The sequence below is a fragment of the Paenibacillus haidiansis genome (assembly GCF_036553665.1).
In the GTDB taxonomy this organism is placed as follows: Bacteria; Bacillota; Bacilli; order Paenibacillales; family Paenibacillaceae; genus Fontibacillus; species Fontibacillus haidiansis.
In genome coordinates this window covers 89189-104807 of the sequence record NZ_JAZHPZ010000011.1, presented here as the reverse complement: position 1 = coordinate 104807, position 15619 = coordinate 89189, and the positions used below count along the sequence as shown (strand labels likewise).

At 55.6% G+C, this 15619-nt stretch carries 14 protein-coding genes; 2 read left to right on the top strand and 12 right to left on the bottom strand.

Annotated elements, in window-relative coordinates:
• Positions 1–467: 467 nt before the first annotated feature.
• From V3851_RS19295 to V3851_RS19285, 3 genes are all read right to left on the bottom strand, one after another.
• Positions 468–1109, bottom strand: a complete 642-nt coding sequence (locus V3851_RS19295; RefSeq protein ID WP_331848190.1) for an XTP/dITP diphosphatase — start codon at positions 1107–1109, stop codon at positions 468–470.
• Positions 1109–1867, bottom strand: coding sequence for a ribonuclease PH (rph, locus tag V3851_RS19290; RefSeq protein ID WP_331848189.1), 759 nt, complete (start codon positions 1865–1867; stop codon positions 1109–1111). The genes V3851_RS19295 and rph overlap by 1 nt, the downstream gene beginning before the upstream one ends.
• Before the next feature lie 179 nt (positions 1868–2046).
• Positions 2047–3108 carry a GerMN domain-containing protein gene (locus V3851_RS19285; RefSeq protein WP_331848251.1) on the bottom strand — a complete coding sequence of 354 codons (1062 nt, stop codon included), beginning with the start codon at positions 3106–3108 and terminating at the stop codon, positions 2047–2049.
• Positions 3109–3328: 220 nt separating this feature from the next.
• Here V3851_RS19285 and V3851_RS19280 point away from each other — a divergent pair, with 220 nt between their 5' ends.
• On the top strand, positions 3329–3901 hold the full coding sequence (locus V3851_RS19280) for a phosphatidylglycerophosphatase A family protein (RefSeq protein WP_331848188.1): 573 nt from the start codon (positions 3329–3331) through the stop codon (positions 3899–3901).
• A gap of 76 nt (positions 3902–3977) precedes the next feature.
• Here V3851_RS19280 and V3851_RS19275 read toward each other — a convergent pair whose 3' ends face one another.
• Entirely contained in the window at positions 3978–5090 is a 1113-nt protein-coding gene (locus tag V3851_RS19275) for an AbrB family transcriptional regulator (protein WP_331848187.1), read from the bottom strand.
• A 38-nt stretch (positions 5091–5128) separates the two neighbouring features.
• Positions 5129–5866 carry an MBL fold metallo-hydrolase gene (locus V3851_RS19270; protein ID WP_331848250.1) on the bottom strand — a complete coding sequence of 246 codons (738 nt, stop codon included), beginning with the start codon at positions 5864–5866 and terminating at the stop codon, positions 5129–5131.
• Between the two features lie 157 nt (positions 5867–6023).
• Here V3851_RS19270 and V3851_RS19265 point away from each other — a divergent pair, with 157 nt between their 5' ends.
• Complete coding sequence (locus V3851_RS19265) at positions 6024–6923, top strand: TetR/AcrR family transcriptional regulator (protein WP_331848186.1); 900 nt, start codon at positions 6024–6026, stop codon at positions 6921–6923.
• Between the two features lie 25 nt (positions 6924–6948).
• Here the strand turns inward: V3851_RS19265 and V3851_RS19260 are convergent, their stop codons facing one another.
• From V3851_RS19260 to V3851_RS19230, 7 genes are all read right to left on the bottom strand, one after another.
• Positions 6949–7938: an MBL fold metallo-hydrolase gene (locus V3851_RS19260; RefSeq protein WP_331848185.1), complete on the bottom strand. Its 990-nt coding sequence runs from the start codon at positions 7936–7938 to the stop codon at positions 6949–6951.
• Positions 7935–8687, bottom strand: a complete 753-nt coding sequence (locus tag V3851_RS19255) for a class I SAM-dependent methyltransferase (RefSeq protein ID WP_331848184.1) — start codon at positions 8685–8687, stop codon at positions 7935–7937. The genes V3851_RS19260 and V3851_RS19255 overlap by 4 nt, the downstream gene beginning before the upstream one ends.
• Before the next feature lie 93 nt (positions 8688–8780).
• On the bottom strand, positions 8781–9605 hold the full coding sequence (locus tag V3851_RS19250; protein ID WP_331848183.1) for a carbohydrate ABC transporter permease: 825 nt from the start codon (positions 9603–9605) through the stop codon (positions 8781–8783).
• Complete coding sequence (locus V3851_RS19245) at positions 9602–10414, bottom strand: carbohydrate ABC transporter permease (protein ID WP_331848249.1); 813 nt, start codon at positions 10412–10414, stop codon at positions 9602–9604. The genes V3851_RS19250 and V3851_RS19245 overlap by 4 nt, the downstream gene beginning before the upstream one ends.
• A 271-nt stretch (positions 10415–10685) precedes the next feature.
• The gene (locus tag V3851_RS19240; protein WP_331848182.1) at positions 10686–11987 is read right to left on the bottom strand and encodes an ABC transporter substrate-binding protein; all 1302 of its coding nucleotides are present in this window, start codon (positions 11985–11987) and stop codon (positions 10686–10688) included.
• Between the two features lie 182 nt (positions 11988–12169).
• A complete protein-coding gene (locus V3851_RS19235; protein ID WP_331848181.1) occupies positions 12170–13972 on the bottom strand; it encodes a sensor histidine kinase in 1803 nt (600 codons plus the stop codon).
• Positions 13969–15546, bottom strand: coding sequence for a response regulator transcription factor (locus V3851_RS19230; RefSeq protein WP_331848180.1), 1578 nt, complete (start codon positions 15544–15546; stop codon positions 13969–13971). Before V3851_RS19230 ends, V3851_RS19235 begins: the two co-directional genes overlap by 4 nt.
• Positions 15547–15619 lie beyond the last annotated feature (73 nt).

Here is a 15619-nt window from a genome sequence, read left to right as displayed (position 1 = left end):
GTGCCTCATTCCGCGGAAATAGCGCCCTTTGGGGCCCTTATTTCCTCAATAGTCGCAAAATAATGGCCCTTTTTTCACGTTCCTCACGAAATAAGGGCCTTTTGGGTCGCTATTTTGCCCAGAATGCCTCATTTCGCGGAAATAGCGTCCTTTTAGGACCTTATTTCCCTAATAGTCGCAAAATGTTGGCCCTTTTTTCGCGCTCCTCACGAAATAAGGGCCTTTTGGGTCGCTATTTTGCTCAGAATGCCTCATTTCGCGGAAATAGCGTCCTTTTAGGACCTTATTTCCTCATAAGTCGCAAAATGACAGGCCCTTTTTTCACGTTCCTCACGAAATAAGGGCCTTTTGGGCCGCTATTTTGCCCAGAATGCCTCATTTCGCGGAAATAGCGCCTGTAACGGCACTTATTTTCTAACAAAAAAACCTTGGCCCTCCCGTTCAATGGGAGGGCCAAGGTTTTTGCTTTAATGACGGGCCGCCGCATTCAGCTTGGCGGACAGTTCCCGCAGCGCCGCGCCGCGGTGGCTGACGGCCTGCTTCTCTTCCAGCGTCAGCTCGGCGAGCGTCTTCTCATACTCCGGCATATAGAACAGCGGATCATACCCGAAGCCGCCGCCTCCGGCCGGCTCTGAGGTGATCCAGCCCTCGACCGTGCCGGTCGCCTCGGTAAACTCGCCCGTGGCCGGGTCGTACAGGGCAAGGTGGCACACGAACCGGGCCGTGCTCAGCAGCGGCTGTTCGGTGTCTTCCCCCTGCTGCTGCTTCTCCAGCTCCGCCAGCAGCTTCCGGTTGTTGTCCTCGTCGGAAGCCCCTTCGCCGGCGTAGCGGGCCGAGTAGACGCCTGGGTCCCCGCCGAGCTTATCGACGCACAGCCCGGAATCGTCCGCAAGCACGGGCTGACCGAGCAGATCTCCGGCGGTCTTGGCCTTTTTGCGGGCGTTCTCGGCGAAGGTCGTCCCGTCCTCCACGATCTCGGGCACCTGCGGATAATCGTACATGCTTTTAACCGGTTTGCCCAACGGCTCCAAGGCATGGGCAAATTCCCGCACCTTGCCCTGGTTCCGGGTGGCGACGATAATTACGGAATTTTCTGCAGCTGCAGCCATTAAATATTCGCCCCCGTTTCCCCGCTGCGGATTTTAAGGGCGATCGGCCCCAACGCTTCGCGCTGCTGCGCGATCATCTCGCGGATTCCTTTTTCCGCAAGGGCCAGCATGCCGTCCAATTCCTGCCGCGAGAACGGCTTTTCTTCCCCGGTCCCTTGAATTTCCACAAATTGTCCCTGTCCCGTCATCACGACATTCATATCGACTTTAGCTTTGGAATCTTCCTCGTAATTCAGGTCGAGCAGCATCTGCTCCCCGACGACCCCGACGCTTACGGAAGCAAGATAATCCGTAATCGGGAAGACCGGCAGGGAATGCTTGACCGCCAGCTTATTCACCGCCATGGCCAGCGCGACGAACGCGCCGGTGATCGACGTGGTCCGCGTGCCTCCGTCCGCTTGCAGCACGTCGCAGTCGATCGTAATCGACCGCTCGCCGAGCGCCTGCAAATCCACGACCGAACGCAGGGCGCGGCCGATCAGACGCTGAATCTCCATCGTTCTGCCGCTCAGCTTGCCGCGGGCGGATTCACGCTGGTTGCGGGTTTGCGTCGCCCGGGGAAGCATGGAATATTCGGCGGTGACCCAGCCTTTTCCCTGCCCCTTCATGAACATCGGAACCTTCTCCTCCACCGTGGCCGTGCAGATCACTTTCGTGTCGCCGACTTCGATATAGACGGAGCCCTCCGCATATTTATTTATGTCCACGGCCAATTTCATCGGCCGCCGCTCATCCGCTTCGCGCCCGTTTATTCTCATATATACTGCCTCCTACGTTTCATGCTGTCTTGATACTTTCCCTATTCTACCAAAGTGTAGGCATAAAAGCACCATTCCATTCCTCCCCGCGCGCCGCGGAGAAGCCCAAAGCACACACAATTTTTGGAATGCTAAAAAAGTAAGGCCTGCTTTGCGCAGGCCCGCCTCATCCGGTCAAGTTACAGCGGAATTTCGTTGATCGTTTCCGGCCGGAGTACCGGCTCGCCGTATTGTTGATTGTCCATGCCGATGACGTCCTTTTGCCCGTTGAGCCAGATCCGCACCTTCTTGTCCCGCGCGTTCTCCGTCACCGTAAGCACGAGGGATTGAAGCATTTGTGCAGGTGGTTTTTCCCCCGGTTCAAACATATCATCCTCCAGCGATACCGTGATTATTCCGTCCTCCGACAATTCCAGCGCCTTCAGCACCGTATTGTCCGTCAGCACTCCCATAAGGCCGTCGCCCCGCTGCGGCCCCTCAATCAGCTCTTTCAGGGCGCCGGTCACCGGATTGTTCTCTGCGGACACAAACCGCGTCACCGGCACGAAATATTGAACTCCATCTGGCGTGGAAGCGGAGAAGAACACCGTCACCGGGCGGGTTTGCGACAAGCTTGCTCCGTCGCCAAGCTCCAGATTGATGCCGAGCGTACGGTTCAGCGGGCGGTCCAGAGGGGTTTTGTTCACCGGCATTTCATTGAGCTTAGCGCCGTCCATCCATAGCTGGACATTTTCGATATCCTGATTTCCGAGCAGCGTCCAGGTTACGGCCTCGAGAATTTTCCGCTCGTCGGCGGCGGCATAACTGCCGAACGATTGGTTGAATTCCACGATCGCCAGCTTCTCATCGCTTTTTACCGTTACGGCCTTAACCTCGGTTCCCTCCGGCAGCACCGCGCTAAATCCCGACGGAACGGCCCCCTGATACGGTCCGCCTTCGACGAGCATCTCCAGCATCCGGTTCAGCTTGCCGGCCTCGTCCCCTTTGGGCAGGTGGAGAGAAACGGGCGCAAGCAAGCCCTGCTCGTTCTTGAGGTAAACGGTCGAAAGCGTGTCCTCCGTTTCAAGGCTTGTCTGGCCCGAGGACTCCAACGACTCCAGCATCTGCGCCTCGACATCGCTCGGGGGCGGATCGATTTGTGCCGAGGGGCTTACCCCGAACAGGCTGCAGCCCGACAGCAACAATGGGATCGCCAGTGCCCCGGCCGCGGCTGTATTGCGTAAATGACGGTTCCATCTCATCACTTAGTTGGCCTCCTAACCATTCTTGAAATTTGTCCAATTTGTCCAAAAGATGACTTTTTGAACAACCTCTATTACTATGTATACGAGCCCTTTTGCGAAAAATAACTATATTTTTGGGCAAGATGGACAGACTCAATCATAGCTGTGTTTCGCTTGGCACATGCGGAATTTGCCGCAACAAATTGCGCTTCAAAATCGTGAGGAGTAGGTGATGGTGATGGAGATGGAACAACGGAAGGCCAAAGCGCCTTACAGCCTGAACAGCAAAAAGGTGGCCGACGCTACCAAAGCATGGCTGGATAAAAGGGGCGTAAAGATCGAAGAAATCGCGGAACTGGTAATGCTGCTCCAGAAAAAATATTACCCTAACCTGAGCATGGAAGAATGCATTCACAACGTTGAGCAGGTGCTAAGCAAACGGGAAGTGCAGAACGCCGTACTGACCGGCATCCAATTGGATATTCTCGCCGAGCAGGGCCTCCTAATCCCCGAGCTGCAGGATATGATCGCCAACGACGAAAGCCTGTACGGGGTTGACGAGATTCTCGCCTTTTCCATCGTCAACGTTTACGGCAGCATCGGCTTCACCAATTACGGCTACGTCGATAAATTGAAGCCGGGGGTTTTGGAGCGGCTGAACGACAAAACGCTCGGCCCGTGCAACACGTTCCTTGACGATATCGTCGGGGCGGTGGCCGCCTCCGCCAGCAGCCGGATCGCCCACCGCAAACAGGCGGAACGAGAGCTGGAGCAAGGCGAAGAAACGCTCGGCAAAGACATCGTACGCTAGGTGTTGCGAAAGGCCGCACCATAAATGAAAAGCAGCCTCGTTCCGGTATGCTGCCGGGAAGAGGCTGCTTGGTTTATCAGGCTGTATGATTCACGGCCTTGTTTTTTTTCAGGATCGATCTGAAAATCGCCTTCAGCGCGGCGGGGGCCACGAAGAAGATGAACAATGTACGGAAGAGCTGATAACAGGTAACGACCGACAAGTCGGCATTCACCTCTTTGGCGATCAGCGCCATCTGGTCCATTCCTCCCGGCGAGAGGCTGAGAAACGAGGTTATCCAAGAGACGGCATGAAGCCGGGTCAGCAAAAAGCTCAGCCCGACGGAACAAGAGATGAGGATCACCCCGCTCAGGATCGCCAGCAAAATCATCTTTAGTTTATGTTTTAAATTTTCGGGCTTTAACAGCAGCCCGATGTAACTGCCCATCATCAGCTGGGATACGTTCAGCACGACCTTAGGCAGCGCCGGCCCGTGGAATCCGGATAAATTCAGCACGATCGTGGCGATCATCGGTCCGAGCAGAAACGCCGTCGGGAATTTGATCTTTTTGCCCAGCAGGGCACTGGCGACGCATACCACCGCGAACAGCCAAATATTCGGGAACAATCCCGGGAAGGTCGCCGCATTACCCGACAAACCGCCGGTTAGCGCCTCGGTCCCCGCGGCGCCGAACAACGGGCTGAACACCAGGAGCGGCACGCAGACGATGATCATGATCAGCCGCGATACTTGCAGGAATACGACCACCGTTAGGTCAATCCCCTCCACTTCCTCCGCCAGGAGTACCATTTGACTCAAGCCGCCGGGGATACTGCCCAGCAGAATCGTCGGAAAAGGAATCCCGGAAAGGAAAGAGATGAGAAAGGCGATTACGGCGGCACAGACCATCAGCAAAAACGTGAACAGTACCATGGTCGGAAACTGGCGGCCGATTTCCGTCAGGGTGGATGCCGTAAACGAGAGCCCCATCGTATAGCCGATAATAATCATGCCCGTATTGCGAATTTGCCCTGGCCAAAAGAACCGGATATTTTTTCCGCACAGTTTGGAACCGATGAGTACGAACACCATCGACCCCAGCATCCAGGGGATCGGCGTTCCGATCAGTTGAAACACGTATCCCCCCAGAACGGCAAAGCCGGCGGTGATCAGCAGCCTTACCCCTTTTGCCTCGGTTCGAATCTTCATGAAATCACTTCTTTTCTTTGGCTTGCGAACCGTTCAAATTAAGCCTCGATAATTTCCTCAATGCGCTTGCTGACATCCCCTCGATAAATACCGCCATGATAGCAAACGACCGTTTCGATCGGATAGGCCTTCAGCTTGCGGAGCGATTGGAGCGCGAGCGGCATATCCGGGGTCATAACCGGGTTCGGCCCTTGCAGCATACCGTCTTGTACGATCATCGCATCGCCGGCGATTAACGTCTTGCTCGGCTCGTGATAGAGACTAATATGACCCGGCGTATGTCCCGGGGTATGAATTACTGTAAGCCCGCCCCCAAACGGAAGCCGCTGCCCATCCGCTAGCACATGCGTGACGTTTTCCGACGAATCCGTGGAAAAGACGGCCTCGAATTGCTTGGCAAGCGGCTCGGGCAAGGCTTGGAGCAGCGCTTCTTTTCTGGCGGGACTAAACTTGATCAGCAGCTTCTTTCCGTCGATATAAGGCTTATCCTCGGCATGGGCGTATACCTTCGGCTTCCCGCCGTTCCCGGAGATGAATTGCGGAAGGCTTCCCACATGGTCGATATCCTGATGAGTAAGAATAACGGCATGGAGCGCGGCGGGATCGATCCCCGCTTGTGCGATTAAATCCATAATCCGCCGATAGCAGCCCGGCATGCCGGTATCCACCAATACGCAACCATGTTCATCGCGGATAACCGTAGGATGAATGGTCATTTGCCCTTCCCCGGCCGGGAGGGTCAATTCCAACACTTCAATATTCTCGGTAATCTTCATTTGCGCCAAAGCCGGATCGGCTTCGGCTCACCTCCTTGGACTGTTTTCTTCCGAAAAAACTCGCAGGTTCATTATATGACTCGCGGGTTTTCTGTGTCAATTCCGCTGTTGACCGGCATTTAAGGGCATGTCAGAATGTGAGAGGGTGGTGTTTCCGATGGAAGAAATCAAAAAACGGCAAATCCTGAAAACGGCCATGGATATTTTTAAGGAAAAAGGGTATTTCGCCGCCTCGATGCAGGAGATCGCGGAAGCCTGCGGCATGGCGAAGGCCAGCATCTATAAAGTGTTTCCGTCGAAGGAGGATTTATTTACCGGGGTATTCGCGGACGTTCACCGGACGATGTTCGAAGAGGCGCGCGAGCTGGACCGGGTGCTACGACTGGAAGGGGAACCGCCGAAGGAAATATTGCGGAGGAAAATTGAGTTTCAGCTTCAATACATGCTGGAGAATTATTTTTTCACGAGCGAATTTAAAGAATTGCCTGTTACGGAAAATGAAAATTTTCAAAACGCATGGAGAAAAAAACGCGCGGACCTTCTGTCGTGGCACCGGGACTGTTTCCGGGAGGCCTACGGCGAAGCCGTCGCGCCTTATCTTTGGGACGTTGTCGCCATCTTCAGGGGCATGTTGAAGGAGTATTTGTCCCATGCCAATCAACATGTAATCGGGCTGCCGATGTCGGAGCTGGCCGGCTTCCTGGCCGGCCGCATCGACGCGGTCGTGAACGAGCTGCTGCAAAGCAAGCCCGACCCCGTACTGAAGGAATCGGGCGTTTATTTTAACGATATCAATCCGGCCGACTTCATGACGAAGCAGGAAAGCCTCAAGGAATTCCTGCATTCTTTCTCGCGGCGGATCGCCGGACTCCAAAGCCCCGAGCCCGTCCGCCGGGAGCTGCTTGAGGTCGTCTCGCTGCTGCAGCAACAGCTGGATGGGGAGGAGAGCCCAAATCCGACGCTGGTGAAGGTTTATGTCTCCTATCTGGATTCGGTCAGTGATCTAAGCCCCTATGTAAGACAGCTTAACCTGATGTTAAGCCAGATGGAGCGTTAAGCTGCTTCCGTCCGCCCGCGGCCCCCTAGGCGAGTATCCGAAAGACGCGGCTCCCGCCCGGCCCGGCGATCTCCGCCGCCCGTTCGCGGCGGACCAGCTCGGTGAGATGGGCCAGCGTCTCCGACATGGCGAAGCGCATCTGGTGAATCCCGAGCTCGTTGCCGAAGAGGGCGGCGCAGACGTCGAAGCCGGAGCGTTCCCGCTCCGAGAGCAGCGCTTCGATCGCGGCCAGCCGCTCTTCATGGTGCGACAGAAGCGCCCTGACGCGCTCCGAAAAATGCGGGAACGGGTTGCGGTGCCCGGGGAACGCCATCGCCACCTCGTACGCTTCCAGCTTGCGGAGCGAATTCAGGAACGAGCGGAGCGGCTCGGGGTCGCTGCCCGGCAGCAGGCTGACATTGGGCGAAATCTGCGGCAGCACGGCGTCCCCGCAGAGCATGAACCCCCGCTCCGCATCGTAAAACGACAGATGCCCCGGCGCATGCCCTGCGGTCTCGATCGCGACCCAGGTCCTGCCGCCCATCTCCACCCGGTCGCCGTCGGCGAGGTAGGTGACCACCGGGGCGGGCGTCACTTCCGGCAGGAAGCTCTCCATGTGCGCCGGGAGCTGCTCAAGCCAGGCGGCGGACAGGCCGTGGCTGCGGTAGAGCGTGTACAGCGCCTCGTTCATAACGCTGTCCTCTCCCCACATCCGCTTCGTTTCCTCATGACTCCGCCGCGACATGTACACCCGCGCTCCGGTAATCGACTGTAAATATCCCGCCAGTCCGTAATGGTCGGGGTGATGATGGGTCAGCACAATCGAAGCGATGTCCCGGGGCGATATGCCCAGCTCGCGCCAAGCCGCATCCCACTCGTCCTCGGACCGCTCGGAGCGCGGGCCGGGATCGACGATCGTGATCCCTTCTTCGCCGCGGAGAATGTAGCTGTTGACCCAGCGCAAGGGCGGTCTCATCGATATCCGGACCCGAACCAGTCCCTCGCGCTCCATGACTTCGATGCCCTCTCTAGTCATAGCGGTCTGTGCCCCACCATGATCATGCGAGGCGAGCTCGCCGGATCATAATCTTCTTCATTATAGTCCCCGTGGATATTGTCCAGTGCCAGGTCCGCCTGCGCCAGCATCCCGGCAAAATCGCCGCTCTCGTAAAGCCGGATACGCTCCAGATAATGTCTGGGCTCGGCCGTTACGCCATCCTCCCCCGAGGCCGGGCTGATCGTGATCCGCTTCTTGACGTATCCTTCCTCGATCGCGCGCTTCTCGACGATCAATTGCCCGCCGTCCATCCGCCGGGAAGCCGGCACCAAATGGACAGCCGTATATTCCGGGTTAAGAAAATCGATGATGAACCGCCCCCCGGGCTTCAGCATCCGGTAAATTTCCCGCAGTACTTTGACATGCTCCTCATCCCGCTCGAAATAGCCGAACGAGCTGAACAGGTTGACGACCGCGTCAAACCCGCCGTCAAGCGGCAGCTTCCGCATGTCCGCCTTCAGCCACCGCACCCGGCCCGCGGGGTCGTTCTTTCTCGCTTCCCCAAGCAGCACCTCGGACAGGTCGACTCCGGTGACCTCATACCCCGCTTCGGCCAGCGCCATCGAATGGCGCCCCATTCCGCAGCACAAATCCAGCACCTTCGCCCCCGGAGGCAGATCCAGCCAGGTCATCATCCGCCGCACTTCCCGCTTCGCGCCTTGAACGTCGCGGTGCTTATACACGAGTAAATAATCTTCGCCGAAGCTCTCTTCATACCATTCCGCCACGATTGATTCCTCCCCGATCCTACCCGATAAGCTTCTATAAGAATCTTAACTTTCATTGTACCTTCTGTAGGCGGGTTAAACAAAGGAAAAATGTCATTTTATGGAGCCCGTCATTCCGGCGACGAATTGCTTCTGCATGATGAAGAAGACAAGCGCGGTCGGCAGCGTCGAGATGACGATCGCGGACATGATCAGCCCGTAATCCGGCGCATAGCCCGAGCCGAGATTGGAAATCAGGAGCGGCACCGTCATATTCTCCGGCGATTGCAGCACGATGAGCGGCCACAAATAATTGTTCCAGCTGTTCAAAAAGGTAATGATCGCCGCGGCGGCATAGGTGGATTTCATCGTCGGCATATAAACGCGGAAGAACAGGCCGAGTTCGGACAGGCCGTCGATGCGGCCGGCTTCCAGTAAATCTTTGGAGAACATCTTGGTGCTTTGCCGGAAAAAGAACATCAGGAACGCCGTCGTGAATGTCGGCAAAATGACCGCGGCCGGCGTATCGACGCCCGCAAATGGCAGTGCGACCGACAATTTCGCAAACATCCGGAACAAAGGCACCATGATGGCCGCAAACGGAATCATCATCGAAGCCAGCAGGATGTTGAACACGATATCCTTGCCGCGGCTGCGGAATATTTCGAAGCCGTAGCCCGCCGCGGAGGCGGCCAGCAGCGACAGCAGCGTGGTCACGACGGAGATTTGCGCGGAATTCCAAAGCGCCTGCCACATGTCCACCGTGCCGAACAGATTGGCTAAATTCTCGAACAAATGAAGGCCCGGCAGAAGCGTGCCTTTCGTGACGTCGACCGACCGGTTTGTGGCGCTTACGACCATCCATAGGAAGGGGAAGATGGAAATCAGGGCGGCGGCCGCAAGAAACAGGTAAATCGATGCGCGTTTCGTTTTCATCATCGCTTATCGCCCCCAATTTTGTTCTGGATCATCGTCAGAAGAACCACCATGATCACGATCGAATAGGACACTGTCGCGGCATACCCGAAGTCGGGCGTATATTCGAAGGACAGGTTGTAGATATACTGGGAAATCGACATCGTCGCGTTGCCCGGCCCGCCCTTGGTAATATTGACCACCTCGTCGAACAACTGCAGCGTGCCGATCGTCGAGGTAATCGTCGTAAACAAAATAATCGGCTTCAGCAGCGGAATCGTCAACTTCCAGAACTGGGTGAACGCGTTCGCCCCGTCAATCCGCGCGGCTTCATATACCGATTTGTCGATATTTTGCAAAGCGGAAAGATAAAAAATCATATTGTATCCGGTAAACCGCCAGGTGATGGCGATAATAATCGTCGCCTTGGCCCAGAACGGATCGGTGATCCATTGAATCGGGGCGCCGACCAAATGAAGCTTGAGCAGAAACTGGTTGACGATGCCGTCGGCCCCGAACATGTACTTGAACACGACGGAGTAGGCGACCAGGGAGGTTACGGTCGGCAGAAAGATCGCGGTGCGGAAGAAGCCCTTGAATCTCAGCCTTTCGTCGTTTAGCAGCACGGCGATGAAGATCGCCAGAATCAGCATGATCGGCACCTGAACGATCAGGTAGATCAGTGTGTTTTTAACGGAAGTCAAAAAATTGGAGTCGCTGAACAGCCGGATATAGTTGTCGAATCCGACGAATTCAAGGTTGTTTCCCCGGCCCGATTGAAAGGACAGGATGAGCGCTTGAACCATCGGATAGAAATAAAAGATACCGATCATCACGACCGGCACGATAATGAACAGCCAGCCCGTCAGTTGATGCCGCCTCCGGTGGCCCAGGCCTTTGTGAGGCCGGGGAGCTACCGCGGCATGAACAGAAGTTTTCACAACACTCCACACCTTTCTGGATGGCAATTTGGCAATTTGGAATTTTTTTCTCAAGACCGGAAAAACCCCTGTCCTTCTCCTCCTTCCGCGAATGAACCGCTTGAGAAAGATGAGGAAGGAGCAGGGGGTTAATCCGTGACGCACCGTGAAGCATAAACCTGGTTTAGTGGATTTGCGTCTCCGCCTGCGATTGCGCGTCGGCCAGCACGCTGTCGACGTCCTTGCCGCCCAGGTAGTCCTGCATCGCCACCACCAGAATATCCTCGATGGCATACGTGTTCATACCGTAATTGACGTTCGGAATTTGCTCGGTCCATGCCGCAAAATCGGAAACGACTTTTTGCCCTTGGAAATAATCGTCCGCCGCGCTGTATGCTTCCCCTTCGGCTGCGGCCTTCAGCGTGGCGATGACGCCGACCTCCGTATTCAGCGTTTGGTACATCTCCACGTCGGAGGCAAACGTCTTGGCCAGGAATTCCGCGGCCGCTTCCTTGCCGTCGATATTGAGCACGTACCACGAGCTGCCGCCCAGGTTGGACGCGTGCACCGAGCCTTCCGTGGCCGGGAGCTTGGGCATCGGGGCCACTGCCCACTTGCCGGATTGCGACGCTTCGGCCTTGATCGAAGGCGTGATCCAGTTGCCGGTCGGCACCGTGGCCACCTCGCCGCTGTTGAACGCGCCCACGAATTGGCTCCAGTCGGAGACGATCTTCACGATGCCGGAATCCATCATCTCTTTATAAAGCTCAAAAGCTTCCTTCAATGCCGCATTCCCGGCAATGGCCGGGGTTTGCCCGTCTTGCTCCGTATACCAGGCCCCCGCGGTCTGGATCATCATCCGGATCTGCCCCAGATCGTTGGGGTCGAGAGTGAGCAGGCTTTTGCCCGTTTTCTCTTTCACCGCTTTGCCGATCTCGATGTATTGCTTCCAATCGATGTCCTGCATATCGTCCAGGCTGTAGCCCGCCTGTTCGAGATAATCCGTTCTTACGTACATCCCCGTGACGCCGGAGTCGAACGGAACCCCGTATTGTTTGCCGTCGATGCTCGTCGGGCCGATTTTGTAATCGGCGAAGTCGACGGCCTTCACGACATCCGACAGATCGTAGAAAGCGTCCGGATACGCCTGCAGGAAGCTCTGGGCGCGATAATCCTCAATCAGGACGATATTCGGCAAGCCTTTTGTCGAACCGGAGTTCAGGCCCGTGTTCAGTTTCTGGACAATATCCGCCTGCGCATTTTCCACGATATTGACGGTTAGATCCGGATTTTCCTTCGCGTACGTTTCTTTCGCGATATTCATCGCCGCGATGTTGAAGGCCGGATCCCAGGCCCATACGGTAATTTCTTTGGTCGAACTTGCGGCGTTTCCGCCGCTCGCTCCGCTCTCTTTTTGGCCCGAGGAACAGGCCGAAGCGGACAGAAGCACGAATCCGGCAAGCAATACGGTTACTAGCTTTTTCAAATCGTAATCCCCCTTCTGTTTCCGAAATCAAAAAAATGGAAGCGCTTTCCGTTACGCCTCCATCTTAGCATCTTGCATTCGTCTTCTTTTGTATTTTATTTGCAGGCATTGGTGCGAATTTTGGATCCTGTCTGGGGGTGAATTACGAGTATTTGAACTTTTATTGGATTTTTGTAAAAATTTTAGCTTTTATTTAGCGGAAGCGCAATCTTCACCTTGGTACCTTCCCCGGGCTTGCTTGTAATCTCGACGCCGTAGTTATCCCCGTACATATACTTGATCCGGTTGTCCACATTCCGTATGCCGATGCCGGAGAACAATTGGCGGTTCCGCCTGGTTGCGGGCAATTCCTCCTGTGTATCCGAACAGTTATCCTTGTATTCCCGCGCATCCATGCCGTCTCCGTTGTCCGCCACTTCGCAGACGAGCCGGTCTTCGCGGACGGCGATCATGATCACGATGCTGCCCTCCGCTTTCTTATGGAACGCATGGAAAAAGGCATTTTCGATAAACGGCTGGATCATGAGCTTGGGCAGGCGGTAATCGAGGCTCTCGGGCTCGACGAAAAAATGGACGCGGATTCTTTCGCCGTAGCGCACATGATTGATAAACACGTAGTGCTTTAAAGTTTCCAACTCCTGTGAGACCGGGATGGTCGAGGCCGGATCGCTGACCGTATTTTGCAGCAGCGAAATCAGGGCGTTGATCGTCTCCGCCGCTTTCTCTTTGTTGCCCTGCTGAACGAGGAATTTGACCGACGCGAGCGTATTATACAGGAAATGCGGATTGATCTGCATCTGGAGCGCCGCCAGCTCCGCATTCCGCTGCTGTTTCTCGGTTTCCATCAGCCGGTTCACGTAATCGTTCAGCTCCTCCAGCATGAAATTGAACGCATTGCCAAGCTCCCTGACCTCATAGCTGCTGGCGGTGACATCGACATAATGGTCGAACCCGCCGAACGGAACCGCCGACATCTGATCCACCAGCACCCGCAGCGATTTGGTCATTTTGCGGGTGATCAAAAATACGGGGATGAGGGAGACCGCCACGATTCCCATGATCGTCAGCGTCACCGCTTTGGCGTTCACCATTTGGCCGATGGCGGCCCGCTTGTCGATCAGATTGACAAGATAGAAATTCAATTCCGGTAAGTATTCGGACAGCAGGATCGCCTCACGGCCCTGAACATAGGAGGATGCCGCCTGATTGTGGTCCCTTCGGGCTAAGGCAGCCTCCCGCAGCAGTTGCGGATCACTCCGGCCGATCAGCCCGTCCCGGTTGCCGGAAATAATCAATCCCTCGTTATTCAACAGCAGCACATCATTGCCTTCGCTGGTGAAGTTGGCGTATAGCGGCTTGAAATTCCGGTCCCGGATCGCCACATACGCCAAGCCGTAAGTTTTGCCGCCGACGCGGTCGAACAGAGCTTTGGAAGCTACGAGTACAGGTTCCTCCTTATTTCCTTCGCGATCCTTGCCCATATAAAGCTGGTACATAATTTGAGCCGGATGCGCCTTCGTCTTCTCCGTAAGCGGATGATTCTTCAGCATGTCCCCGGTCACCGGCCAATACCAGGGATCCGTCGTATAGCTCCGGCCGTTCGCGCCGACGATCATGATCGCGACATCATAGGCGCTTAAGTTGGAACGGATGGACTTCATCCCTTGGGTCATATTGTAAGTCTGTATAGCCAGCGGTACGGCCTCCGTCTCGCCGCTCGACAAATAACTCCGGATGGCTGCATTTTGCGCGATCGCCGTTACGCTGGTGGCGACGGCATTGTTGTAGCCCTCCAAATTCGCCTTGATCTGGCTTAACAGCTTGCCGTTCGTAATGCTGAACGTTTCGACGAACAGCTTCTCCGACATGCGGATGGTGATGGCCAGCGTCAGGAGAGATACCGTGACAATGCTGATCAGCGTTACCAAAAACAGCTTCAGGAAGAGTCCCTGCTTCCTCAGTCTGCTCATCATGCCGCTTATCATGATTCCCCCATCCCCGCCGGGCCCTGTCTCCGGTAGCTGCTCGGCGAAACCCCGGTGAGCTTCTTGAACACTTTGGTAAAATAGCTTTGATCCGCGTAGCCCACCTTTTCGCCGATTTCCGCAATCGCGGCGTCCGTCGTCATCAGCAGCTCCTTAGCTTTCTCCACTCTGACTTTACTGAGATACTCGCTGAATCCTTCATGGTTATGCGCCGTAAAATAACTGGATAAATAAGAGGCGTTGAAATGGAACCGCTTCGCCGCCTCCGACAGTGTAATCGGCTCGGCGTAGTGCTCCTCAATGTACCGCAGCAGCGCCCGCACATTCGGATTCGCCGTTACGTCCGCCTCGCCGATCACCCGCTCCGCTATCATAAGGAACTCTTCCGCAACCGCGACCGCGTCTCTGGCGTAAAGCGCCTCGTCTATTTTCCGGAAATAGCCGTATTTCGCCTCCTCCAGCTTCCCGGCATCGAAATTCAGCTTGCCCAGCGCCGTCGTGACATTGAATATAAAATTGCCGAGCAGCGACTTGAACTCGAAAATATCGCTGCGGTAATCCGCGGAACGAAGATCAATGTACTCGAGAAATCCGTCAAACGCCTTCCGGAATTGCCTGCGCTTCAGCAGCTCCGTCAATTCGGCCATGTCAAACTCCCCATATGCCGCGGGAGGGCCCGGCAAATGACCGTGTTCGATCAGCTTGCGCTCCGGCAAGTAAAAGCTGTACCTGGCCAGCTTCAAATAATTGTCCCGGTACACTTCGCCGAGCTGACCGAAACGGGAGAAGCTTCGGCTGATGACAAAATGCGCATATCCTTCTTTCCCTTGCGGCAGCAGCGACGCCAGCTGCCTCAGCCCCAGGAGAAGATCGTCCCAGTGCTCCGGATCGCCGTTGACCAAATAAAGCGACCGTTCCGGGGAATGCCTCACGGGGATGCAGGCGGCCTTCTCCAAACCAAGGCGGGCAAATTCGCTTTCTATATTTTCCGTAAAACGTTCCCTGTTCCCCTTATCCTTCAAATGATTTAATTCCGCCCCAAACCACATGTACCGCCCGTACGGAAGCTTCGCCGCGAGCAAAGCCGGATCGATCTCCGCTTCATACCCGGCGAGCAGACTTTCAACGGCCCGCTCGAACCGTCCGGCCGCGGCCGCATTGTCTCCGGCTCCCGGCAGCCCGCGTAAACGCGGTATTTTTTCGACGGTTTTGTTGAGTACGTTTAGGAGTGTATCCGCTTCCAATTTCGGCTTCAAAATATAGTCGGCCACGCCGCTTTGAAACGTCGACCGGACATAGTGGAATTCGCTGAAGCTGCTAAGCACGATGACTTCGATTTGCGGATGCTTTTCCTTGACGATTCTGACGAATTCCTCCCCGCCCATGACCGGCATAACGATATCCGTCATAATGATATCCGGGTGAAGCTTCTCCACCAGTTCCAGCGCTTCGCTTCCGCTCGCCGCCTCGCCGATGATGCTATAGCCCTCGCGCTCCCAATCCAGAAGGTGCTTGATTCCTTGTCTGACGAGCATTTCATCATCAACGATAATCACCTTGCACAATGGTCTCATCGCATCGCCCTCCTTGAACCAACGTTTCCCAACTCATCATAGCACTCGGGAATCCGGTTAGACCACCCTAAGT

Coding starts and splice junctions, on each gene's coding strand:
- V3851_RS19250 (WP_331848183.1), bottom strand. CDS start 9,605: ATGATGAAAACGAAACGCGCATCGATTTACCTGTTTCTTGCGGCCGCC.
- V3851_RS19280 (WP_331848188.1), top strand. CDS start 3,329: ATGGAGATGGAACAACGGAAGGCCAAAGCGCCTTACAGCCTGAACAGC.
- V3851_RS19295 (WP_331848190.1), bottom strand. CDS start 1,109: ATGGCTGCAGCTGCAGAAAATTCCGTAATTATCGTCGCCACCCGGAAC.
- V3851_RS19285 (WP_331848251.1), bottom strand. CDS start 3,108: ATGAGATGGAACCGTCATTTACGCAATACAGCCGCGGCCGGGGCACTG.
- V3851_RS19245 (WP_331848249.1), bottom strand. CDS start 10,414: ATGATCGGTATCTTTTATTTCTATCCGATGGTTCAAGCGCTCATCCTG.
- rph (WP_331848189.1), bottom strand. CDS start 1,867: ATGAGAATAAACGGGCGCGAAGCGGATGAGCGGCGGCCGATGAAATTG.
- V3851_RS19265 (WP_331848186.1), top strand. CDS start 6,024: ATGGAAGAAATCAAAAAACGGCAAATCCTGAAAACGGCCATGGATATT.
- V3851_RS19260 (WP_331848185.1), bottom strand. CDS start 7,938: ATGACTAGAGAGGGCATCGAAGTCATGGAGCGCGAGGGACTGGTTCGG.
- V3851_RS19270 (WP_331848250.1), bottom strand. CDS start 5,866: ATGAAGATTACCGAGAATATTGAAGTGTTGGAATTGACCCTCCCGGCC.
- V3851_RS19275 (WP_331848187.1), bottom strand. CDS start 5,090: ATGAAGATTCGAACCGAGGCAAAAGGGGTAAGGCTGCTGATCACCGCC.
- V3851_RS19230 (WP_331848180.1), bottom strand. CDS start 15,546: ATGAGACCATTGTGCAAGGTGATTATCGTTGATGATGAAATGCTCGTC.
- V3851_RS19235 (WP_331848181.1), bottom strand. CDS start 13,972: ATGATAAGCGGCATGATGAGCAGACTGAGGAAGCAGGGACTCTTCCTG.